The 23,739-nt window shown below is 42.7% G+C and carries 16 protein-coding genes; 9 read left to right on the top strand and 7 right to left on the bottom strand.

Annotated features, from left to right (window positions below):
• Positions 1-27: 27 nt before the first annotated feature.
• Entirely contained in the window at positions 28-252 is a 225-nt protein-coding gene (locus tag DXX94_RS02375; protein WP_147302231.1) for a hypothetical protein, read from the bottom strand.
• 46 nt (positions 253-298) lie between these two features.
• A protein-coding gene (locus DXX94_RS02370) for an IS3 family transposase (protein ID WP_116013626.1) occupies positions 299-1,449 on the bottom strand; the annotation gives its coding sequence in 2 pieces (ribosomal slippage) (positions 299-1,203 and positions 1,203-1,449; 1,152 coding nt in all).
• Between the two features lie 768 nt (positions 1,450-2,217).
• On the opposite strand from DXX94_RS02370, the gene DXX94_RS02365 reads away from it, so the two are divergent.
• From DXX94_RS02365 to DXX94_RS02355, 3 genes are read left to right on the top strand one after another with little or no spacing between them, the layout of a single operon-like run.
• Positions 2,218-4,080 carry a cellulose binding domain-containing protein gene (locus DXX94_RS02365; protein WP_116013624.1) on the top strand — a complete coding sequence of 621 codons (1,863 nt, stop codon included), beginning with the start codon at positions 2,218-2,220 and terminating at the stop codon, positions 4,078-4,080.
• Between the two features lie 4 nt (positions 4,081-4,084).
• On the top strand, positions 4,085-7,300 hold the full coding sequence (locus DXX94_RS02360; protein ID WP_116013623.1) for a DUF1592 domain-containing protein: 3,216 nt from the start codon (positions 4,085-4,087) through the stop codon (positions 7,298-7,300).
• Positions 7,301-7,323: 23 nt separating this feature from the next.
• A complete protein-coding gene (locus tag DXX94_RS02355; protein WP_258872077.1) occupies positions 7,324-8,553 on the top strand; it encodes a DUF1552 domain-containing protein in 1,230 nt (409 codons plus the stop codon).
• A 195-nt stretch (positions 8,554-8,748) separates the two neighbouring features.
• On the opposite strand, the gene DXX94_RS02350 is transcribed toward DXX94_RS02355, so the two are convergent.
• Positions 8,749-9,012, bottom strand: a complete 264-nt coding sequence (locus DXX94_RS02350; protein ID WP_116013620.1) for a hypothetical protein — start codon at positions 9,010-9,012, stop codon at positions 8,749-8,751.
• A 467-nt stretch (positions 9,013-9,479) separates the two neighbouring features.
• Between DXX94_RS02350 and DXX94_RS02340 the strand changes: the two genes are divergently transcribed.
• The 4 genes from DXX94_RS02340 to DXX94_RS02325 all read left to right on the top strand — a co-directional run bounded on the left by DXX94_RS02340 (position 9,480) and on the right by DXX94_RS02325 (position 12,911).
• Positions 9,480-9,752, top strand: a complete 273-nt coding sequence (locus DXX94_RS02340) for a type II toxin-antitoxin system Phd/YefM family antitoxin (protein WP_116013616.1) — start codon at positions 9,480-9,482, stop codon at positions 9,750-9,752.
• Positions 9,733-10,002, top strand: coding sequence for a Txe/YoeB family addiction module toxin (locus DXX94_RS02335; RefSeq protein ID WP_116013615.1), 270 nt, complete (start codon positions 9,733-9,735; stop codon positions 10,000-10,002). The genes DXX94_RS02340 and DXX94_RS02335 overlap by 20 nt, the downstream gene beginning before the upstream one ends.
• Positions 10,003-10,101: 99 nt before the next feature.
• Positions 10,102-11,127 (top strand): IS110 family transposase, encoded by a 1,026-nt coding sequence (locus tag DXX94_RS02330; protein ID WP_116013613.1) that lies wholly within the window; start codon positions 10,102-10,104, stop codon positions 11,125-11,127.
• Positions 11,128-11,885: 758 nt separating this feature from the next.
• Positions 11,886-12,911, top strand: coding sequence for an IS110 family transposase (locus tag DXX94_RS02325; protein ID WP_116013612.1), 1,026 nt, complete (start codon positions 11,886-11,888; stop codon positions 12,909-12,911).
• A gap of 406 nt (positions 12,912-13,317) precedes the next feature.
• Here the strand turns inward: DXX94_RS02325 and DXX94_RS02320 are convergent, their stop codons facing one another.
• The 4 genes from DXX94_RS02320 to DXX94_RS02305 form a co-directional block, all read right to left on the bottom strand.
• Positions 13,318-14,655, bottom strand: a complete 1,338-nt coding sequence (locus DXX94_RS02320) for an MATE family Na+-driven efflux transporter (protein ID WP_116013610.1) — start codon at positions 14,653-14,655, stop codon at positions 13,318-13,320.
• Between the two features lie 615 nt (positions 14,656-15,270).
• Positions 15,271-16,311, bottom strand: coding sequence for an IS481 family transposase (locus tag DXX94_RS02315; RefSeq protein WP_116013192.1), 1,041 nt, complete (start codon positions 16,309-16,311; stop codon positions 15,271-15,273).
• A gap of 142 nt (positions 16,312-16,453) precedes the next feature.
• The gene (locus DXX94_RS02310) at positions 16,454-18,565 is read right to left on the bottom strand and encodes a CapA family protein (RefSeq protein WP_116013608.1); all 2,112 of its coding nucleotides are present in this window, start codon (positions 18,563-18,565) and stop codon (positions 16,454-16,456) included.
• A gap of 182 nt (positions 18,566-18,747) precedes the next feature.
• Complete coding sequence (locus tag DXX94_RS02305) at positions 18,748-19,323, bottom strand: TetR/AcrR family transcriptional regulator (RefSeq protein ID WP_181901465.1); 576 nt, start codon at positions 19,321-19,323, stop codon at positions 18,748-18,750.
• A 309-nt stretch (positions 19,324-19,632) separates the two neighbouring features.
• Here DXX94_RS02305 and DXX94_RS02300 point away from each other — a divergent pair, with 309 nt between their 5' ends.
• The gene (locus DXX94_RS02300) at positions 19,633-20,679 is read left to right on the top strand and encodes an efflux RND transporter periplasmic adaptor subunit (RefSeq protein WP_116013605.1); all 1,047 of its coding nucleotides are present in this window, start codon (positions 19,633-19,635) and stop codon (positions 20,677-20,679) included.
• 1 nt (position 20,680) lies between these two features.
• Entirely contained in the window at positions 20,681-23,734 is a 3,054-nt protein-coding gene (locus DXX94_RS02295; RefSeq protein WP_116013603.1) for an efflux RND transporter permease subunit, read from the top strand.
• The last annotated feature ends 5 nt before the right edge of the window (positions 23,735-23,739 follow it).

Raw genomic sequence — 23,739 nt, 5'->3', positions numbered from 1 at the left:
TGAAAGCATAAGGATGACAATCAATGGTTATATGATGACTAAGCTACTGAAGTAATTATAATCTGGTTGGTTTTTATTCTCTTGCTCCAATTTATTTTGATAATGCTTAACCATTTCGGCAACATTTCCTTTAAATGTTCCAAAATTATTTATGCCAAACAGCTGAGTATTGGGTATTTGAGTGCAATACTCTTTGTGAATTTCAACAAATTTTCTGAGTGTAAAAGGTTTGATGCCTGTCATATCAGACAAAGAAAAATACTAATACCCTCTGGATAAGTGAATCGACCAGACTACCCTAGACGTTTTCTTGATTCATAAAATAGGTTTTATCATAGTCAGTTGGAGACTGATTATTTAGATAACCATGTTTACGTTTGCTGTTATAAAACATTTCGATGTAATCGAAAATATCTTCCTTAGCTTTTTCTCTATTTTTGTATTTTCTTCGCTTGATCCGTTCACGTTTTAGCAACTGAAAGAAGCTCTCAGCAACAGCATTATCATGGCAGTTACCTCTACGACTCATACTGAGTGATAAATTATGCTCAGCAGCAAATCGTTGCCAGTCATAACCTGTAAATTGGCTGCCTTGATCGGAATGTATAATAACCGTTTGCTTAGGTTTTCTTCGCCATACAGCAGCGAGTAATGCACTTAAGACTAAATCAGTATGCATCATCGATTGCATCGACCAGCCAACGACTTGCCGAGAAAACAAGTCGATAACTACGGCTAAATAGAGAAAGCCTTCGTGCGTATCAATATAAGTGATATCAGTTACCCAAGCTTGATTTGGCTGTACTACATCAAACTGTCGTTTTAACTGGTTATCTGCGACCACAGAAGGCTTAGTGCCATAGTTGCCTTTGCGCTTCTTATAGCCGACTTGAGCTTGAATGCCTGATAACTGCATTAATCGATGAACTCTATTCTTTGAGCAAACTTCACCTAAATCCAACATATCACTTTGAATTTTGCGATAACCGTAAACGCAGCCGCTTTCAAGCCAAGACTGTTTGATTAAACCCGTTAAGCGCTTGTCATCCTTAGCTCGCTTGGATTCTGGCTTTTGCAACCAAGCATGAAAGCCACTGCGGTGAACTTGCAACGCTTGGCACATCAGCTTTATGGGGTATTGGTTGAGCCGAGACTTTATGAACGTGTACTTTTCTTTGACTCGCCCGCAAAGTACACGGCGGCTTCCTTTAATAGATCACGTTCTTGTTGAGTACGCTTTAGTTCTTTCTCAAGCGCTTTAATACGCTTTTCTTGCTCGGATAATTCTTGGTAGTGTTCGCTGTTACTGCCATAGCGTTTTAACCAGATATAAAGACTATTTGTCGAGATATCTAACCGTTCTGCAACGCTTGCAACGGAGTGACCTTTTTCAGTCACTTGCTTAACGGCCTGAACCTTAAATTCTTCGGGAAATCTTTTAGCGCTCATTCATCCTCCTAGGACGCAAAGTTTACAACTTATTTGTGTCTAGGAAAATCTGGTCGATTCAAAGCTAACTTAAGAGCATTTTGTACTTTCTCTAATTCAAATGGCTTCATATTTGTTGCTCGTTGCAATATCAGGCCGCAATAGTTGCCGCGCTAATCTCCAAATAATTTCAACATATGGCGTACATGGCAATATAGCGAATGGAAAACATAATCCGACTAACCCAATAAATTCTTTTTATTCAATCAGTTCTACAGCCCAAACTCTCCAACCATTTTCATCAATTAATGGCTAACATTCTTTAGCGATAGCATCGCCCTTTGGCGAATTTGAAGCCTTTGCATTCCGCTCACTTTATTGGCTTAGTAGGTTTAAAGTGCTGAAATTATTACTAATAATGATGGTTTTTTTAAAAGTTGACTATTCGCAATACTGTTTGCTTTTTTCTATAAATTGAGGTGTTACAAGAAACTTTACGAAGCAAATAAACACTCTGTCGGGCAAGCAGTACAGAGGGAACTGCTATTAGTGGGTAAATGATTTTAGAAACTCATGTATTGTCATTTGAATCTAGCGATTAATGATTAACTTAAAAATCGATTACGAGTTTGTTTGGCCAGAAAAATTCTTATTAGTCGTGGGTGTTTATAGTAATTTTCTTAGACCATAAATTTTTTTATTTTAGATGTTGTTCATAATTTCTCCACAATTCCTGACTATAGTCTTTGATTAAGTTGAATACATTATAGTCATAATAAGGATATATGTATGAGCAGCTGTCCCCAACCTCTCTGGCAAAAAAGCAGGCAAAAATGCTGGCGAAAATCCAAAATATTTTTGCTTATCACAGCCCCGTTTTGGGCTTACCAAACTCAAGCGGCGCAATGTGAATTTAGTGTTGTAAATCAATGGCCAAATGGATACCAAGGTAAATTGGTTATCACCAACGACAGCACAGATGTAATCAACGGCTGGCAAGTTGATCTAGCGTTTAGCCAGAATGAAACAATTGGTAGTGCATGGAACGCTAATTTAAGTGGCAGTAACCCTTACACACTCACCAATAAAGGTTGGAATGCCAAGATCAACTCTGGTGATTCAAAATCGTTCGGCTTTAACGGTACAAAGCCCAATGGTTCAATTGTCTCACAACCTACGTTAGGTGGAGTGTGTGACAGTGCAGGTGGCAATAGCGACAACAACGATGCCCCTTTTTCGATTGAAATTGACGCTTCAACATTATCCGGCGTAGCACCTTTAACCGTTGATTTTACGTCACAAGTTGTAGGGGCAGGTGAGAGTGACGTTGATTATGTTTGGCAGCTTGAAGACGAATCCATCGCTGATACTCAAAACACACAATACACGTTTGATACAGCTGGTGATTATACGGTTACGTTTATTGCTACCCGCATTGAGCAAGGGCTAGAACAAGCACTAGAGTCACAGTTAACCATCACAGTTGAAGAGCCGCAGCCAGAGTCAGCGCAGTGTCAATTAACCATTGAGCAAGAATGGAATTCTGGTTTTAGAGCGCGAGTTGATATTAGCAATACCGCCAATCAAGCTATTGACGGCTGGCAAGTGCTAATGCAGTTCGAAGATGCAACCAAAATTACCGGCGTTTGGCACGGCAATCACACCGGTAACAATCCATACACCGTAGTTAACGAGCAGTACAATTCAACCATTGCCGCAGGGCAATCCATTAACTTTGGTTTTAACGCTGAAAAACCAGTTCCTGATACTGCACCGACAATTCCAGCGTTAGGCGGGCTATGCTCGTTCGACGGTACTATCAATAATGCACCAACAGCAGTTGCAATCGCTTCAGTCACCTCTGGCGAAGGGCCATTAAGTGTTACTTTCAATGCTGCCCAGTCTGCAGATATTGACGGTGATGAATTAACGTATCTTTGGGGTTTTGGTGATGGCAATTCGTCAACAGATATTCAGCCTACCCACATTTATCAAGCGCAGGGCAATTATTCAGTGACCTTAACGGTTAACGATGGCGCTGTCAGTTCAAGCGCTGACCTGATAATAATTTCGGTATCAGAGCCTCAAATAAATCTGCCTTATGTGTTGGATAGCAATAATTCATCGCTGTATTTCGTTTCTACCAAAAAAGAACACACGGTTGAAACGCATACATTCCGCAGCTTATCTGGCGCTATTTCAATTGATGGTGAAGCGAGCTTACAAATTGACTTAAGTAGTGTCGATACAGGGGTAGATACCCGTGATAGTCGTATGACCGAACACCTATTTGCAGTTGATACTTACCCATTCGCTCAAGTGAGCTTGCCGTTAGATTACGATGCGGTTAAAGCAGTACCAGCAGGGTCGACACAGTTGATGGACATTAGCGCGACCTTAAATTTGTATGGCGCTGATATCCAAATCGATACGCAAGTGCAAGTAAGCCGGTTGTCTTCATCGCGTATCTTAGTTCAGAACAGTCAACCTATCTTATTAGATTCAACAGACTTCGGACTTGAAGCGGGCATTGAAACCTTACGAACGTTAGCAAACTTAACGTCAATTAGTTATGCGGTGCCAGTGAACTTCAATTTAGTATTCAATACGCAAGCAAGCGTACAAGAGCAAGTGCAAGCAGGGGAGGAATAAGACAATGAGATTACTTAACCTTCAACACCTGTTTGGCCGCAACTCAAACTGTGCATCTAAACTGAAGTCGCCTCAGTTTTCTCTTCTATTATTGGCGGGAATGGGAATGCTATCGCAAAGCGCATATGCGGCAACCTGCGAATTTTCAATACCAGATAATTGGAATAGCGGATTTAAAACCGAAATTGTCATTCAGAATGACGAGGTCGCCAAAAACGACTGGACACTCAACCTTACTTGGCCAGAAGGTGTTTCAATTAACAATGGTTGGAATGCAACTTACGATTGTACGAGTAGGGGATGTACGATTACCAAACAAAATGCCAATTCAGTTCTAAACCCAAATGAGCGACTAGGACTTGGCTTTGTCGCCAGTAAAAATGGCTATGAAGGCGAAGTTGAATTAACGCTAAGTGGCGATATTTGTGATGGCGTTGTCAGCTCGGATTCAGGTAGCGGTGGTGATGGCAACAGTGACAACCAGACCGACACTGGTATGTGGTCATTAAATAGCGACACTTCGTCATTACGCTATGTTTCAGTGAAAAAGTTGCACACTGCAGAAGTAAACGAATTCTTAGGAAGCGATGTTAGTGATAATGACGTTAACAGCGAAGCATTATCAGGCAGTATAGATGCCGATGGTAATGTGGTATTGGCGGTCAACTTAAACAATATCGAAACTGGCATTAATATTCGCAACAGCCGAGTCGTCGATTTATTATTTGCCACTGAGCTTTTACCGACTGCCTATTTCACCACGCAAATAAATACATCTGAAATTTCTGCCATGCCAACAGGCGATATTGCCACGCAGTCGGTGAGCGGTAATTTAACGATTCACGGGGTAAGCCAACCAATGTCGTTAGACTTATTGGTGGCTAAACTTGGGGCTGGCACAGTCAAGGTATCAACGCTGCGACCACTTATCGTAGACAGCAATAGTTTTGATATGGCGTATGGTATTGAAGCCTTGCGCGTTGTCGCAGGGCTATCAGGCATTGGTGAAGTAGTTCCCGTTTATTTCGATTTACAGTTTACCTCGGTGAGCGCGAATAATTTTGCGCAAACTGATAAGGCAGAAAGGCCAATCGCACCAGACAGTCTTGTGGTGCAATATGAACCGTCAGACAGTCAGGCGCACCTAAATTGGCGTGATAACAGCAATAATGAAACTGCTTATCTGGTTAGGCGACAAACCCTAGGTGGTGATTGGCACACGGTTGCTGAGCTTGCTGCCAGTGCAACCTTAATGTCTGAAGGGTTGCCTGATACCGGTGAATTTAACTATAAAGTGATTGCGCTTAACCAAGGTGTACCCTCTTTACCAACAGAAGCAGTTACAGTAACCGTGACTGAAACCAATGCCGTGGCCAGAGGGATGGAGCAATTCAACGCCAACTGTGCTGGTTGTCATGGCTCAGAGGGGGGCGGTTTAGGCAGTTTCCCTGCGTTGAACACTGAGCGAAATGTCGATGCGATGATTGATGTCATAGTTCGTACTATGCCCTATAGCAATCCAGCGTCTTGTGATCAGCAATGTGCTGAAGATATCGTCGCGTTTATTCAAACTTTATGGCCAGCCACACTAACCTGTGACGTCGGTGTTACGCCTGTGGCTTATGGTGCAAGACAACTTAAGATCCTGACGCAACGTGAGTACCAAAATACCGTTGAAGACTTGCTAAAGGTCGATTATCACGTTGCCGATGGCCTGTCACCAGACAGCCAAGTAGGTTTTTTTACAAACAACACTCACGCAAGCGTATTATCCACCACGTATAACAACTATTTGTTGGTGGCAGAAGAACTCGCACAATGGTCGGCGGATCAGAATTTCTCAAATATCCTGTCGTGTGCAGCCCTTGATAGCAGCTGTGCCAATGCTTTGATCACTGATGTTGCCCCTAAGGTATTTAGACGTCCATTAACATTGGATGAAGCAACTACCTACGAATCCATTGCTTTAGGAACATTCAATGGTGGCGATATTGCCGCAGGTATGCAGTTGGCGTTAGAGGGCTTATTATCTTCGCCACAATTTATCTATCGTCATGAATTAGGTGAGGCCAACCCTGATAATCCAGAGTTGGATAACGATGCGTTTGAGTTAACGTCATATGAAATGGCAACCTTCTTAGCTTATACCTTTACAGGCTCCACGCCCGATGATGAATTGCTAGCCGCGGCCGCCAATGATGAACTGCGAGATGAAGATAAGATCATGGAACAAGCCGCTCGCTTGGCTTCAAGTGCAGAGGGTGTATTGGCCGACTTTATTGGTAGCTGGCTCGGTACAGCAGATTTAGAAGTGGCTGCGAAAGACGAAATCTTATATCCAAACTACCAAAATTTAGTGCCTCATATGAAAGAAGAGCTAAATCAAACGTTTGCTTGGATCATGATGCAGCAAGATGAAAGTTTTGCTTCGCTCTACACTGCTAACTACACCTTCTTAAATGAAACGCTTGCGAATCACTATGGTATTGCTGGCGTAACAGGACAAGAAATGCAAAAAATTGAGACAGCAGACCGCGGTGGTATTTTAGCCAACGGCGCGTTTATGGCGCGCTGGGCAGAACCTGCTGAATCTCACCCTGTACTGCGCTCGGTGCGTGTTCGTCGCCGTATGTTGTGTCAAGACCAGCCGGATCCACCTGCGGGCACGTTTGAAGCGCGCGATGAGAAACTTGCCGAGCTATCCGAGTTTCTGCAAGACCCAACAACCACCAATCGCGATAAGTATCACGCGTTAACGGAAGACAGCCCCTGTAGTAGTTGTCATGCTGAATACATTAATCCACTGGGTTTCGGCATGGAAGATTTTGACGCGGTAGGTAATGTTCGTAGCAATGACAATAAAGGCAACCAGATTGACGCTTCGGGCGCCTTGTATGCCCCTGAAAACTATGCGGACCTTGATGCTGTGCAGCTGTTCAACGGCGCTCAAGGGTTAGCGAATGTCATAGCTGGATTAAATTCCGCGCAAAGTTGTTTAACACAACAGATGTTCCGTTATGCCGTGGGGGTGGGACATGATGAAATTGATCCGAATAATCCAGAGGATGCAAACTTGTCGGAAACTGAACAAGCAGGCTATTTATGTGAAATCGACACGCTAAAAGACAAGATGGCAACCGAAAGCCCAAGAGCCATGTTAGAAAACTTTGGTTATCTAAAATCAGTTAGATATCGCAAAGCTTGGTCAAGAGATGAGTAATCATTTGAGCTGCAAAGGAAATTATGATGAATAAAGATCAGTTAAATAAATTAGCTATATCACGTCGCAGCTTGTTAAAAATGGTTGCAGCCTCAGGTATATCAAGCACCTTGATTCGCACTTCACCACTTGTTGCTGGTATCTTGTTTCAACGACATACCGACGCTCAAGAGTTTGGCTTACCGAATAAAACCATCAGCATTTTCACGCCGGGCGGCGCGATTGCCAATCTCTGGAATCCAACAGGAGCGGGCGACGATATGGTGATGGGGGCGATGTCTCAGGGGTACGATTCGGTAAAAAACGAGTGTAACTTTTTAGTGAACATGGCACATGGTAATGCTGGCCATGGTCGGATGCCCATTATTTGGGCAAAGGAATGGAATAGCGACAGTTACGACGTGATGATGGGGAATGCACTAGGACCTGATATGCCATTTCGTTACATCAACTTGGGTGTGCATAGCAACGGTGCTAATTACATGACGAAAGACGATAAGAATCGAATACCATTTCAAGACAACCCATTTACCGTGTTTGATTTAGTCTTTGGCTCTAGTCAAGGCAGCAGCGCAAAAACGCCAATTATGAACGCGCATGTATCTGCGGCCAATGCCATTCGCAGTAAATTAGCGGGTTATGAAGTACAAAGAATGGATGATCACTTAGATGCTATTGCCGATACCCAGCGTCGTTTGGATGAATTATCTGGCGGTTCGAGTTGTGGTATTGCACCTGACAATACCAAATTTACACTAACTCACGAGACTTTCTCTCAGCAAGCTCGATTGCAAGCAGATATTGCAGTTGCGGCATTACAATGCGGTTTAACCCGTTCAGTTTCCTTGGCTTATGGCAATAGCCAATGTGACTTTAGAATTCCAGAGCTAAGTTATCAAGGTGTCTATCATCAGTCGATTCATGGCGGCGGCGGGGGAAAAGTGAATTACCCGTATTACACGGAAATGCGTAGCCATATGGCGAGCTATAACGCGTATTTAATTCAAAAGCTGAGAGCAGCAGGTATTTTGGAGAGCACAGTTGTAGTGGAAACCACTGACATGGGCCACGCTGATACCCATTCGGCAAGTCCTGTGGCCTACACCATCGCCGGTGGTGGCACCAGAATTAACCGTGGCGTAGTCACGGACGCAGGAATTGGTTATGATCATCACGATGTACTTTATACCGCAGCAAAGGCATGTGGCGTCGACATTGGCTTTGGCAAAGAAATTCCAGGTGTAATCGCTTAGAACAATGCGAATCCGGCATGTAAATAGACCTGATAACGTTTGGTTAAAACTTGTAGCGAAGCAGAACAGAGCCAAGCGTTAGCTATTGATGACATTATCTCTTGTTAGGTACTACTTTCATCATTGCTAATAAATAAAATGACAAGTTCTACGGCACTTATCGATGATAACTGGACGATAACTCCAAACATTAAGCTAATTCCTGCTTGTGCATCTTACCTCTATTCCAAACAACATAAAAGGAACTAAAAGGAAAGTCACAACGGCAGATACAGCACGGGCTATCGTTAACTTCAAATTACTATATTTATTTTCGTTTGCCAGAAAGAACAAAGTGGCATATGGAGCTAATAGTATAGCTAAGCTAATTAACCCAGCACCCCAGTACTCATAAGCTATAGCAAAAAATGAAAGAACAGATAGCGCTCTAATTGAGTAATAGATTTTTCGATAATTCATGAGCTTTCCTTAGCAACTAACGCTTTGCTAAACTGCAAAAACTTTTGGCTACAATACCGAACGAAGTGAGGCTAGCAAACAGTTTTGTCCTTTTAAGCAACTTGTTAAGTACTATTACCACTCAGCATTCTGCCTTAAAACTTTTGTAATTGATTTTGCAATTTTCCACCGAGGGGTACTGCTTGAGTTAGTAAGGAGGATTAACGCATTTTGACTATCTGGGTAAGTAAGAACAAGTGATTTATAACCTCTAATACTACCTGGGTGTATCTTCTTAGCGTATTTCTTCTTTGCATAATAATTTACGGGATCTATCAAAAACATCACGCCGAAATAAGCGGCAGGTAATGCTTGGCTAAACTGAGCGAGGTACGAGCGCGAGCCAAGCTTTACGCGCCCGTTTGATTGTCTTGTTATATTTTTTGCACTAAAATGTACGACATTACCGTACTTAAAGTGAGTTACCAATGAATACGATAAGTGTAAACCAGTTTAGAGACAACTTAAAATCATACGTTGAACAAACTGTTAGCGAACATGAACCTTTAAAAGTTACAAGACGTGCTGGCGATGACTTTGTGGTAATTAGTGCTGATGACTGGGAGCGAGAGCAAGAAACTTTGCATGTACTACAAAGCAGCAGCCTAATGCAGCAGATTGCCGATTCTCTGAATACACACACAGCCAAAAAAGGTTATGCACCAACACAAGAGCAATTAGATGAGATCGCTAACCTTTGAGGGCAAAACTTGGCTCGTTTATGAGCAACTAAGAGAAAAAGATAAAAAGCTACATAAAGCTTTGTGCAAAATACTTAAAGAAATGATGCGCTCGGATCCAAGTACTGGTTTGGGAAAGCCTGAACCTTTAAAGCATAATTTATCGGGGCTGTGGTCAAAGCGCATTTCACAAAAAGACCGGTTAATTTATAAATTTGATGATGAATGTATTTATATTTTCGCCATTGGTGGGCATTATGACGATCACTAGTAAAATATAACGAATGATATGGACTCCCCGCTCGGCATCTTTCTCTAGCGAGTGTGCCATAGTGAAGTTGATTATTTGCTTCAATTGAGGAGAGTCCATATGTCACTAATTAAAGCAATTGGCATCGATTTAGCCAAATCTGTTTTCAGTATCCACGGTGTCGATAGTCATGACAAGTGTCAATTACGAAAAACCGTTAAGCGAAACAAACTGTTAGCTGAAATTGCTAAGTTGCCAGCGTGTATCATTGGTATGGAAGCTTGCTCAGGTGCACATTACTGGGCAAGAGAGTTTACTAAGCTTGGCCATGAAGTACGCATCATGGCTTCAAAGTTCGTCATTCCATATCGCCAAAATGAAAAGAACGATGCCAACGACGCTGAAGCCATTTGTGAGGCGGTGACCCGTCCCAAAACACGCTTTGTCACCATCAAAAGTGAAGAGCAACAAGCTGTATTGTGCTTACACCGTATTCGCCAAGGGGCTATCAAGGATAGAACAGCACTGATTAATCGCCTACGAGGTTTGCTCGCAGAGTTTGGCATTGTCATGCCCAAAGGGCGGTATCCGGCACAACATGCCATTAGTGGCATCTTAGAAGATGGTGAGAACAACTTACCGCTGCTTGCTAGAGAGCTGCTTGATGAATTATGGGCAGAAATAAAAGGGTTAAACCAACAAATTCTCAAGCATGATAGAAGGCTCTACCAACTCGCGAACCAAATGAACGCAGCAAAACGCTTGATGAGTATACCTGGCGTAGGCGAAATCACGGCAACGGCGGTTGTTGCGACGGTGAGTGACGCAAAAGATTTTGATACCAGTCGCGCCTTTAGTGCGTGGATAGGGCTAGTCCCTAGGCAATACACGACAGGTGGGCAAGTGAAGCTTGGCCGAATATCTAAACGTGGCGAAAAACACATTCGCACCTCACTCATTCACGGTGCACGAGCCGTAATAGCCAACTGCAAACATAAAACAGACAGAACGAGCTTATGGGTACAAGACCTAATTGAGCGACGAGGGTTTAAACGCGCAACTGTCGCGCTTGCGGCCAAGAATGCACGGTTGATATGGGCATTGCTGCGAAGTAAAAACGAATACCAAATAGATTATGTAAAATAGAAAAGATTGACGTTGTAAAGGTAACCCTAACGGTTAACCCCACCGCGTCTTAGCATGAGCGATTGACGATAACACGGTCAGACCGAGAGCATAAAAGCCTGTTTAGTCGGGAAGCGCATTTCTTGAAAGAGAAGACGCTGTTTAACGAATGAGGCCATGCTCAAGCGCAAATCATCAGGGCGATAGCACAAGCTGTTACGGCAGTATGCTAATAAACGCCGAATGTAGAGCTGCTGTCAGACTTTCTTGTTGTCAGAGACTGCTTGTGCTTGACAAAGGGGAGTCCATGTAGCCCGCTTAACGGGCAAATAATTAGCTTAGCTAAAATTTAGGAGCGCAGCGACGGGAGCTAAGCTTTATTTGTCCCGTTGAAGCCCTTGTTAGCTGTATTACTGCGCTTTGTACCCAAAAATAAAATTAGTGAAACCACAAAACTGAAACTAAAATGCTGAATCCAATATGACACTGCAGCCTTACTATTTAAGCACATTAGAAGCGCTACAAATACGCATACCAATATAACGACGATAGATTGGATTTTATACATTAAGCCTAAAGGTTGTGATTTATGCTCAATGTAGTTTAGTAACCTTAATACAACAGCGTAGATTATTGCTACTACATAACAAATGAATGATGGGTTTATCACAACAATCTCAATACAGCTAACGAATGATATGGACTCCCCGCTCGGCATCTTTCTCTAGCGAGTGTGCCATAGTGAAGTTGATTATTTGCTTCAATTGAGGAGAGTCCATATGTCACTAATTAAAGCAATTGGTATTGATTTAGCCAAATCTGTTTTCAGTATCCACGGTGTCGATAGTCATGACAAGTGTCAATTACGAAAAACCGTTAAGCGAAACAAACTGTTAGCTGAAATTGCTAAGTTGCCAGCGTGTATCATTGGTATGGAAGCTTGCTCAGGTGCACATTACTGGGCAAGAGAGTTTACTAAGCTTGGCCATGAAGTACGCATCATGGCTTCAAAGTTCGTCATTCCATATCGCCAAAATGAAAAGAACGATGCCAACGACGCTGAAGCCATTTGTGAGGCGGTGACCCGTCCCAAAACACGCTTTGTCACCATCAAAAGTGAAGAGCAGCAAGCTGTATTGTGCTTACACCGTATTCGCCAAGGGGCTATCAAGGATAGAACTGCACTGATTAATCGCCTACGAGGTTTGCTCGCAGAGTTTGGCATTGTCATGCCCAAAGGGCGGTATCCGGCACAACATGCCATCACGGGTATTTTAGCAGATGCTGACAATGGTCTACCGCTGCTTGCTAGAGAGCTGCTTGATGAATTATGGCAAGACATTAAAGCATTAAACCAGCAAATTCTTAAACATGACCGAAAGCTCTACCAACTCGCGAACCAAATGAACGCGGCAAAACGCTTGATGAGTATACCTGGCGTTGGCGAAATCACGGCAACGGCGGTTGTTGCGACGGTGAGTGACGCAAAAGATTTTGATACCAGTCGTGCCTTTAGTGCGTGGATAGGGCTCGTACCTAGGCAATACACGACAGGTGGGCAAGTGAAGCTTGGCCGAATATCTAAACGTGGCGAAAAACACATTCGCACCTCACTCATTCATGGTGCACGAGCCGTTATTGCCAACTGCAAACATAAAACAGACAGAACGAGCTTATGGGTGAAAGAGCTGATTGAGCGACGAGGGTTTAAACGAGCAACCGTCGCGCTTGCGGCCAAGAATGCACGGTTGATATGGGCATTGCTGCGAAGTAAAAACGAATACCAAATAGATTATGTAAAATAGAAAAGATTGACGTTGTAAAGGTAACCCTAACGGTTAACCCCACCGCGTCTTAGCATGAGCGATTGACGATAACACGGTCAGACCGAGAGCATGAAAGCCTGTTTAGCCGGGAAGCGCATTTCTTGAAAGAGAAGACGCTGTCTAACGAATGAGGCCATGCTCAAGCGCAAATCATCAGGGCGATAGCACAAGCTGTTACGGCAGTATGCTAATAAACGCCGAATGTAGAGCTGCTGTCAGACTTTCTTGTTTTCAGAGACTGCTTGTGCTTGACAAAGGGGAGTCCATGTAGCTTTGCTAAACGGCAAAAAACTGTTTGGCTACAATAACGAACGAAGTGAGGCGAGCCAACAGTTTTTTGTCCTTTTGAGCAACTTGTTATGTTTTTGCCTACTGGCGGTCTATTTTAAACATCACTGCCCGCAATCAACGGGTCTTGCGTTAAGTCTAATTTATTTCTAAGCATACGATACAGACCCCAAGTAATGATCGCGTCTACTGTTATCCCTAACCCGAATATCATAGCGATAGTTTCAAGTGTTGGTACAAATACACCTACTTGATAGCATATAAATGCGCCGCCATAAAAAATGCTATTGACGATCAAGGATTGATAAAGCATGAGATCTGTGCGCCCAATTCCGTAAAAATAGCTATCTATGACATTATTAAAGCTGAACACAACGTAAAAGCCGAGTAACAGCCATACTAGCTCTATAATTTTAGAAGGTTCAGCAATCCCCATGATATTTGATATAAAACCATCCCAGACTGGTACTGAAGTAGCCCAAATAACGGTTATTCCTACTGTTATCCATAAATAGCTATTAACCCGAATAGTTGATAGCCCTTTGTTTGTTGCAGCATCTTGCTTTACTAGTTGCCCGAGAGCTAGCACAGGAAGTAGTAACCACCCCCAGATAAACTGATTAGTCAGCCAAAATGTTCCAGCTTGTTGCACTTGATTAATCAATTGCAAGACCATGACTATAAATGCTGCGTTGCGAACAAACGACTCAAGGCCAGACTTCCAACCAATTGCCAACCATTCTTTCAACCATTGCGTCTGGCTCCACATACTTCGTTCAAATTTGAAATTAACTCCTGAGTTTGTAAGGTAAGTAATAGCGACAGCTGCAAGGATTGAGTTAACAACAGTATTGCTAATTGCAACGCCATCTACACCGAGTTCAAAAGAAACAGGCAACTGACTAACAAACACACTGTCACATAATACTGTCAATATCATTTGTACTACCAACAATTTATAAAGTGCCTTCTTTTCATTTTTTAAGACCAGAACCAATGATAAAAATGAGTAGATACTAGACAAAAAGATAGCGATGGATTCCAGTCGGATATAATGAACTGTGTTAACAAATAACTCTGTTTGCTGTTGCATTGCCTTGACCAAAGATGAGGCAAACAACAACACCAATACAGTTACAATTAGATAACTAGCAATGATAATACTTAGGGAAATACTTGCTCGTTCGCGAAACCTTTGCTCATCAGTTACAACATTGCCAAGGATAAAAGCAAGTGGAATTAATAATGCTTCATTAATCACCTCATACCCTACATTTAACCAAGCAACTTGTGCTGCAATACTAAATGTCCAAGGGCTTGGGAGAGTTCCCAAAAAATGAATCCGTGTTGTAGAGTAAATTAAGGGGATAAAACTGGTAAGTATCAGCACTAACCAAAGCTGATAATTAATTGTTCTGATGTCACTTTGTTTCAAAGAAAATTCCAGAAATTCTGCTAGTTCGATAAGGTCTCGGATGTGGATGAAAACATAACAATTTATTATCCGACAAAATGTCCAAGTTTATACCGACATTTTGTCCAATAATATTCTTAATGATTTTTAACCATACGCTAGGTTAATAATATTTCAAGGGTTTTAACATTGGCTAATATAGCAGCGGATAAACTTGGACAAAATGTCCACGATCCTGAATATTGTTTAAATTTCCTGTTTATGTATATAAATACAGTGTTGTTATCTTGGGTTTAAAACCAAAAAATTTAAGAGCAACCTTTAGTGTAGGGGAAGATATTTTTTAGGTTTTATATAGCTAAATGCGCTATAAAGCTGATGTGTAGTGTTATTCACTAAAAAAGAGCATAGGCTTTTCACTAATAATCGCCATTGTAACGCAGTAAGTAAAAAATTGGCGAAATAGAGTAGCGGTAGAGCATGTACAAGGCAAAGAATAACTAGATTCTTTACCTCTAATATTAATTGTTATGGTAGAAAAAGCTTACTTAGTGAAGTTCACCAAGTAAGCTTTTTAAGTGTACTAGTTCAGACTTGATCTGACAGTTACCCGTTTTTCAATCGGTGACTGTCAGTTTAGATTTGAGCTAAATTCTTCTCAGCCCAAATCGATTTTCCATCAAGTAATGTTTCAAGTGGCGTTCTGCCACAGCACATTTTGCCCTGATGAGTTCGATCATTATTGTAATAAACCATCCATTCGTCCAGATCCTTTTGTAATTCCTCTAACGAGCCATAGAGCCTCTTACGGAACGTAACCTGATAAAACTCCTGCAATATTGTTTTGTGGAAACGTTCACAGATACCATTTGTCTGCGGTGACATCGCTTTCGTTTTTGTATGATCGATATCATTTATTGCTAGATAAAGCTGGTAATCATGATGTTCAACCTTGCCACAATACTCAGTGCCTCGGTCTGTGAGAATGCGTAACATTGGTAGCTCGTGCTGCTCGAAGTAAGGCAAAACCTTGTCGTTGAGTATGTCAGCAGCAGTGATTGGCGTTTTCGTTGTGTAGAGCTTGGCAAATGCAACCTTGCTGTAAGTATCAACGAACGTCTGCTGGTAGATACGGCCAACACCTTTTAGATTACCCACATAAAACGTGTCCTGTGAGCCTAGGTAGCCCGGATGAGCCGTTTCTATCTCGCCACAAGCTTCATCATCGTTCTTTTTCTTCTCAAGTGCAGCAACTTGAGCATCGGTGAGAATGATGCCGTCGTTAGCGACTTTCTCTTCAAGCGCTTTCAGCCGTTTTTTGAAGTTTTCTAAGTCATGGCGCAACCAGATTGAACGCACGCCACTGGCAGATACAAATACGCCTTGCTTACGAAGTTCATTGCTGGTTCTGACTTGGCCGTGCGCGGGGTATTCAATGGCATAATCCATTACTGCTTTTTCGGTTTTTTCATCAACACGATTTTTTATATTTGGTTTTCGGCGGGACTTATCAATAAGCGCATCAATGCCGCCATCTTCAGCCAGCTCTTGATAACGATAAAATGTATCTCGTGATACGCCCATCACTTTGCAAGCTCTGGATACATTACCAAGTTCTTCAGCTAGGTTGAGCAAACCTGCTTTGTGTTTAATGATTGGATTGTTAGTATGAAGCATGAGAGTTACCTCTTTGTTTGTTTTGATTAAAGATTCAGCACCTTTATCAAAACGGGTAACTCTCTACTTTTCAAGAAGATGTGTCAGATCTTGTCTGAACTAATTCATTTTAAGAGTGGATTTTCGTGATAAGTATCAGTAACTAGTGGCTTCTTATTGTTATTGCTTTGCTAGCTGTTTTATTCACGCCAATATAGTCAGCCATTTGGCCATCTTCATCTAGGGTAAATGGTTTAACGTTTTGCTGGAACGCGGTATGCCATTCAACTAATGCAAAGTTATCTAACAACACATTAGCGCCACTGTTTTTCATATTCTCAAACTCAACGAGCACACGGTAACTGCGATATCGTATACGCGGTGAGTCAAAGCCAACTTCAAGCGCTTGCCAATCATTACTTGGGGTTAGTTCAAACGATTGAATAAAGTGTTTAGGGCTTTCGGCGTAGGCATCTAGCAGTTTTTGCCCGCTTTTACGGCCTTGCCAATAAACATTCACCTTCACAGGCTTATCTGTTTTTGCTTGTACGGTCATGGTCATTGGATTATCCGCTGCGTAAACGCGGCGAAAGTGTTTCATGCCAAATATGCTTGTCGAATTTTTATCTACGGTTAATTGCATCGCTTGTTTGCTTTGATAACCGTCTGCAACCAATTGCCATTGCTTAGGTAATTTGAAATTGCGCTCTGGCGCGTTAAACCAAGTGAATTGTTCAAAGTCGCTGCCATTGACTAAGTTACTACCCAAACGATATTGCAAATCATTGTTTGGTAAGTCAGCGTTTGGTAATTCAATTTTTTGAATGTGCTCAGACCAAGCTTTGTAGGGAATTGGCAATGTAGTCATCTTGCTAACATCTAGGCGATATGCTTGTGCAGTATTGCGCTCTGTATTTTCTTCGGCATTCTTATTTGTTTTTTGTTTCGCGGTGTTTGATGCAGAAATAACGCCATGTCCATGGTGATTAGCAATATGTGTGTTACGTTTTGCCGACAAGGTAGCGATACGAGTTAGTGCGCGATTGCGTTCGTCGTCCATAGCTGGTGTCGGCTTGTAGTCTTTTACATAAATTGGCACTAACTCTGCGCGACTAAATTCGCCATTATCTAGCCAAACATACAAGATGTAGCTGTGTTGTGTCGCACTAAAGTTTTGGTCGAAAATAAAGTTGCCCATTGAATAGGCAATTAAGTTTCCGCTATACAACTCAATGCCTTGGGTTACGTGTGGGTGATGTGCAACCACCAGTGCTGCGCCGTTATCCACGGCCGATTTTAAGCGCTGTTCGGTAACGCCGGTTGGCTCTTTAACGTACTCTAGGCCGCCGTGATACTGCACGATAGGCAAGTTACCTTGTTGTTTGGCGTCGCTTACCGATTGTTTAATATTTTCCATATTGCCAAACGCCGCACCACCTTGATGGGCATCTGCCGTTTGCGTTGGCTTTTTACCACCATGCCAGCCAACGTAGCCCAAAAGTGCCAGTGGTTGATTGTTGACTGTCATATTGTAGGGGGTGAGCGCTTCTGCTTCGTTATAACCAGCACCAGAATAGGGGAGTTTGGCTTCGTTTAGAGCGTTTAGTGTTGATGTTAACCCTTCGTCCATGTAATCGAATGTATGGTTGTTGCCTAAAGTAACGTAATCAATGCCTGCCCATTGCAATGCGGTAACGGTTTCTGGCGCTGAATAAAAGGTCACCGACTTTTGCAGGCGCTGTGTTGGCTCGTCTGCTGCTAATTGAGTTTCAAGGTTAACGGCAGCGATATCGGCCAAGGCCATGTAGGGTTTTACGTGTTCAACTAAGGCTTTGCTGTCAGGCAAAATTGAATCAGGCTTGATCAGTACAGGATCGTCAAAGTAGGGTTTGTAGTAACGTCTCCCCATCATCACGTCGCCACCAAAGGCAAACATCACTCGACCGCTCTTTTTCTCAATCAATTGAAATGGTGCTTTGGTGTTAAGGTTTTTCAGCTCTTTATAACTAAAGGTATGAACGCGTTGGTAGTAGTCACCTTTGCTTAACGTTACTTGATAGTAATTTTGCTCTGGCAAATTAAGCGTGAACTCACCCCGTTGGTTCGAGCGAACTTTTTGCCCGTTAATGCTAACGTCTACGCCTGCAATAGGTTGGTTGTTTTCATCTGCAACCTTTGCGCTAAACCTTGTGTCGGCATAACTAATAAATGAAGGAGACAATGAAAGGGCGAGGGTCGCCAAGCTCAATAATTTCGGCGAAAATAGTTTGCTCATGGGCTGCCTGCTATGGTTATTTTTGTAATGATTTTAGCAGTATATCTTGGTGATAATAGTGATATCTATTCCATTGGGTGAACAGGCTATAACTTGAAGTAATGTTTGCGCGTAAATGAAAGTTTGACTTTGCTGGATGTGAAAAAAGTAGCCGAACTAACCAGTTTTTAAAACCCTGCTGCCTAGTTACTTATTTCGGTTGCAACGCGGAAGATAGTTAATACTTGTTTTAGCGAGCCTAAATCATTTGCCTCGTTGCTGGAAAAGAAAATACCAATTGGCATTGATTGCATCGCACTCGCAAATTGTGCTGATGTCATGTTGATTCTTTCAAGGGTTAAACGATTTGCGGCGATCTCTTGTTCAATACGGTTAATAATAACGCCCAGCATATCTTCTTGCTCTTTGTCCATAAGCGCTTGGCAAAGGGAGTGACCCGCATGAACCAATTCAGTTCGAATGACTTGGCTTGAAATATCGTCAAATACGCCTTGGCAGCGATTAACAAACAGGTTTTCTGTTTCTTGCCAAAAATCCGCGTTCGCTTCGGCGTATTCGCTTAACGCAATATCATATTCAGCAAATTGGCGTTGTACCATGGCTTGGAACAAGGCTTCTTTTGAGCTGAAGTTTTTATAAATCGTCGCTCGTGAAATACCTGCATACCGCGCAATCAACGAGACATTACTGGCGTGATAGCCATGCTGAAAAAAGCATTCTCGTGCGGCACTTACAATTTTTCCAACTGATTTAGGCAAAACAATCAATCCAAGCGGAAGGTCATAGATGCGCTAATAATAATGTGTTGTCTATGCATAAACAATACAAATACGAAACAGGTTTACACATTATGCAAATGTGTAAACCTGTGTTAGCATGCCTATCATGATGTAAACCTAGTGTTTACACAAATTACTTTTGAGTGTGGTTAAAACGGCGGGCTAGTCGCTATTAATTCAGCAAGCTATGCCAAGCCCCAACAAGCTATAAAAGGCTAACCCCAAATTGCTGCCTTACTCAGCTTAAAAATTTCCATTGTTGGTATGTAACAAACTACTGGAGTTGATGTGTTTCGTATTTTAATCGTGATGATGGCGCTTACTTTACAAGCGTGTTCAGAGCAATCTGTAGAAGTGGCTGAAAAGCCGCCATTAGTTGTGCAATTAACCGAAGTTAATGCAACAAATATTAATGAAGTTTATGAGTTTCCTGCGATTGTTTCAGCAGTAAAAGACGTTGATGTTAAATTTGAAGTCTCTGGCCGCTTAATTGAAGAAAACCTTATCGAAGGTAGCCTAGTGAAAAAAGGTGAAGTGCTGGCAAGAATTGATCCGGCACCATTTCGTCGTAAGGTTGAAGAAAGTCGAACTCGCCATCAAGATGCCGCTAGAGCACTGCGCCGCATTGAAGAAGTTCACGCAAAGAACGTTGCTTCACAACGCGAGTTAGATGATGCGCAATCACTATTTACGCTCACCAAAATAGCCCTTGAAGATGCCGAGCAAGATTTAAGCTACTGCACAATTCGTTCACCTTTTGATGCCGTTATTGGCACACGCTCTATTGAAAACAACAGCTATATTCGTGCTGGTGATACCGTTGCAAATATCCAAGATCGTTCAGAGCTATATTTTTCATTTGAAGTACCTGAGCGCGTAATGACGTCCAATGCAGGTAATCGCGAAATTAAGGCGACAGCCTCTGTGATTGGTCATGAGCAGCAAGTATTTGATATTCACTATGTTGAGCATGAAACAACACCTGATCCGATTGCTCAAACGTACAAAATTACGTTTGCAATTGACGGCGAAGCGTCGGAGCTCTTTTACCCAGGTTCTCGTGCAACCGTTAAAGTAAGTGACGTTCACGAAAGCCAAGCAGCACTCGTGGTACCGTTAAATGCTCTAACAGGGAGTAAAGACAGCGGATTTTTTGTCTGGCAGTTCGATAAAAACACAAATACCGTGGCTAAGGCATCTGTTGAAATTGCTGCAATTAGCGGTGAATTTGCACTAATTGGCAAAGGCTTAAAAGCTGGTGACAAGGTTGTTTCAGCGGCTGTTCAGCAAATGCGCGAAGGGTTAAAAGTTAAAGAATATCAGGCGGATTTCTAATATGGATATCGCACGTTATTCACTTACTCGGCCGATTAATGTTTGGCTTATTACCCTGTGTTTCTTGGTTGGTGGTGTCATTGGCCTAAATGATATTGGCCGTTTGGAAGATCCTGCTTTTACCATCAAACAAGCGGTGATCATGACCTATTATCCGGGCGCAAATGCGGAAAAGGTTGAAAAAGAAGTTACGGAGCAACTGGAAATTGCGCTGCAACAAATGTGGCAACTTGATCGCGTAGAATCAGAGAGTAAACCTGGCTTTTCACGCATTACCATGGAAGTAAAGTCGAACCTTGACGGACCACTGCTACCGCAAATCTGGGATGAATTGCGCAAACGTTTGCGTGATGTAAGAGCAAATTTACCGTTAGGAGCAAGCCAGCCGGTAGTGATTGATGATTTTGGTGATGTATTTGGTATTTACTACGCACTTACTGCACCAGATTTTTCCGCTTACCAAATGCGTGAATTTTCGCGCATTATTCGCCGTGAGTTATTAACGGTAGATGGCGTCGCAAAAGTTGCTGTTAGCGGCATTCTAGAAGAGCAAATTGTTGCGGAGATTGACCTTTATCAAATTGCCGGTTTAGGACTTTCATTTCCTGATATTGAACAAATTCTTACGAGTAACTTAAAGCCGTTTGCGGGTGGTCGTTTATACGTAGGTGACAAGCAAATTCGTATTCCGGTATCTGCGGCAACTGACAAAATAGCTGAAATTGAGAATATTTCTTTTGTTTTACCCGGTCGCAATGCGTCGATCAAAATCAAAGATGTTGCGACGTTAAGTTTACAACCTGTTGATATTCCTTCTGATCTTAAGCGCTACAATGGCGAAAGTGCGATAACCCTAAGTATTTCGGCGCAAAACGATGTCAACATTGTGGAAGTTGGCGAGCGAATTCAAGCAAAACTTGCGAATGTACTTGCTAGTTTGCCTGCGGGTATCGATGTATCGCCTATCTATAACCAAGCAAAAATCGTTGATAAAGCGGTTGATGGTTTTATTTTAAACCTTGAAATGTCGGTTGCTGTGGTAACGATAGCGCTATGTATTTTTATGGGTTGGCGTTCAGGCGTCGTAGTTGGTGGCACCTTGCTTGTCACAGTGTTGGGTACAGTACTGATTATGTGGCTGTATGGCCTACAACTAGAGCGTATTTCGCTTGGTGCTATGGTGATCGCGATGGGTATGCTGGTCGATAATGCCATTGTGGTTGCTGAAGGCATGATGTTGCGTATGGAAAAAGGCAAGTCCGCACTAGAATCAGCCAGTTTTATTGTAAAGCGCACTCAATGGCCACTTTTAGGCGCGACCATTATTGGTATTGCGGCATTTAGTGGGATCGGCTTGTCTGATGACGCAACAGGTGAGTTCTTATTCTCACTGTTTGCGGTTGTGTTCATTTCACTGATGTTAAGTTGGGTACTCGCGGTGTCGTTAACCCCGTTATTAGGCAAATACTTTTACAAAGTTGCAGAAACTGAAACGGAACATGAGCAGCACTCTTTCTTCCATCGTGGGTATCTCGTCTTATTGCGCAATGCGTTGCATTACCGTGGCTTGTCAATACTTGTATTGCTGGTGATCACTGTTGGTGCTTATGCAAGTTTTGGTTTGATCAAACAAGGCTTTTTCCCTCCATCGAACACTCCTAACTTTTTTATCCATTACTGGGGCCCACAAGATAGCGACATTCGAGCAACAGAAAAGTACATGAAGGCTGGCGAATCACTTATTCTGGAAACTGAAGGTGTAAGCTCATTAACGACTTTCATTGGCCGTGGCGCAGAGCGTTTTACCTTAGTTTACGGGCCGCAATTGCCTAATGAAAGTTACGGCATGTACTTAGTACGTGTTGACGATGCGAAAGATATTCCTCGCATTGCAAAAGACTTGGGCGAGCGATTACAAGCAATTAATCCGAACGCTAATTACTACCCAGAAGTTATGCAATTTGGCCCAAGTTCAGGCGCTAAACTGCAAGTGCGCTTTTCAGGGCCAGATCCTGTGGTGCTAAGAGATTTAGCCGAGCAAGCAAAAACCTTGTATCAGCAAGACGGTAATATTCGAGACGTCCGCCATAATTGGCGAACTAAAGGCATGGTGTTAATGCCTGAATATGACATTAACGCAGCGGGTATGGCTGGGGTTTCGCGCAGTGACTTTAATCAAACTGTGCAGTTCTACACTAATGGGTTAACTGTAGGGCAGTTGCAAGAGGGCGATTATTTATACCCCATTGTGGCGAAAAATCGAGTAACTCAGGGTGAGTCGGGACCAGCGCAACTTAGCGAGCTAGAAAATGGTTTAGTATGGAGCGCCAGTCAACGCACTTATATTCCATTTCGCCAGGTCAGTGGCAATACCAATTTCGATAGTGAAGAAATGCTGATTAACCGTCGCGATCGCGTTAGAACCATTACCGTCATGGCGGAAGCGGGTTATAACGAAACGGCAGGAGCAGCGTTTAACCGCATGCGTCCACTGATAGAAGCTATTGAACTGCCTGACGGCTACCACTTAGAGTGGGGTGGTGAGTTTGAGTCTTCACGCGATGCACAAGCGGCACTAGGTAAAGGCTTGCCGCTAGGTTTCTTGGTGATGTTTATTATTAGCGTACTGCTATTTGGCCGTACTCGTCAGCCGTTAATCATTTGGCTTGTAGTGCCAATGGCAATTGTTGGTGTAGTCGCAGGTTTATTAATTGCTGACTTACCATTTGGCTTTATGTCGTTGCTTGGTTTCTTGAGTTTATTCGGCATGTTAATCAAAAATGCCATTGTGTTGCTGGAAGAAATTGATTTGCAAATTGAAGAAGGTAAAGCAAAAGGTGTGGCAATTGTCGATGCGAGCTTAAGTCGTTTACGCCCTGTATCGCTAGCGGCGATTACCACTATTTTAGGGGTGATGCCGTTGATCGCTGACCCTTTCTTTGCCGATATGTCAGTGACCATTATGGGTGGCTTAGCATTTGCAACGCTGTTAACCCTAGTCGCTGTGCCGGTGCTGTATAGTATTTTCTATCGCATTAAAGTAACTAAAGCATAAAGTCA

This window comes from Thalassotalea euphylliae (assembly GCF_003390375.1).
Classification (GTDB): domain Bacteria; phylum Pseudomonadota; class Gammaproteobacteria; order Enterobacterales; family Alteromonadaceae; genus Thalassotalea_F; species Thalassotalea_F euphylliae_A.
This window is presented reverse-complemented; position numbering and strand designations above follow the sequence as displayed.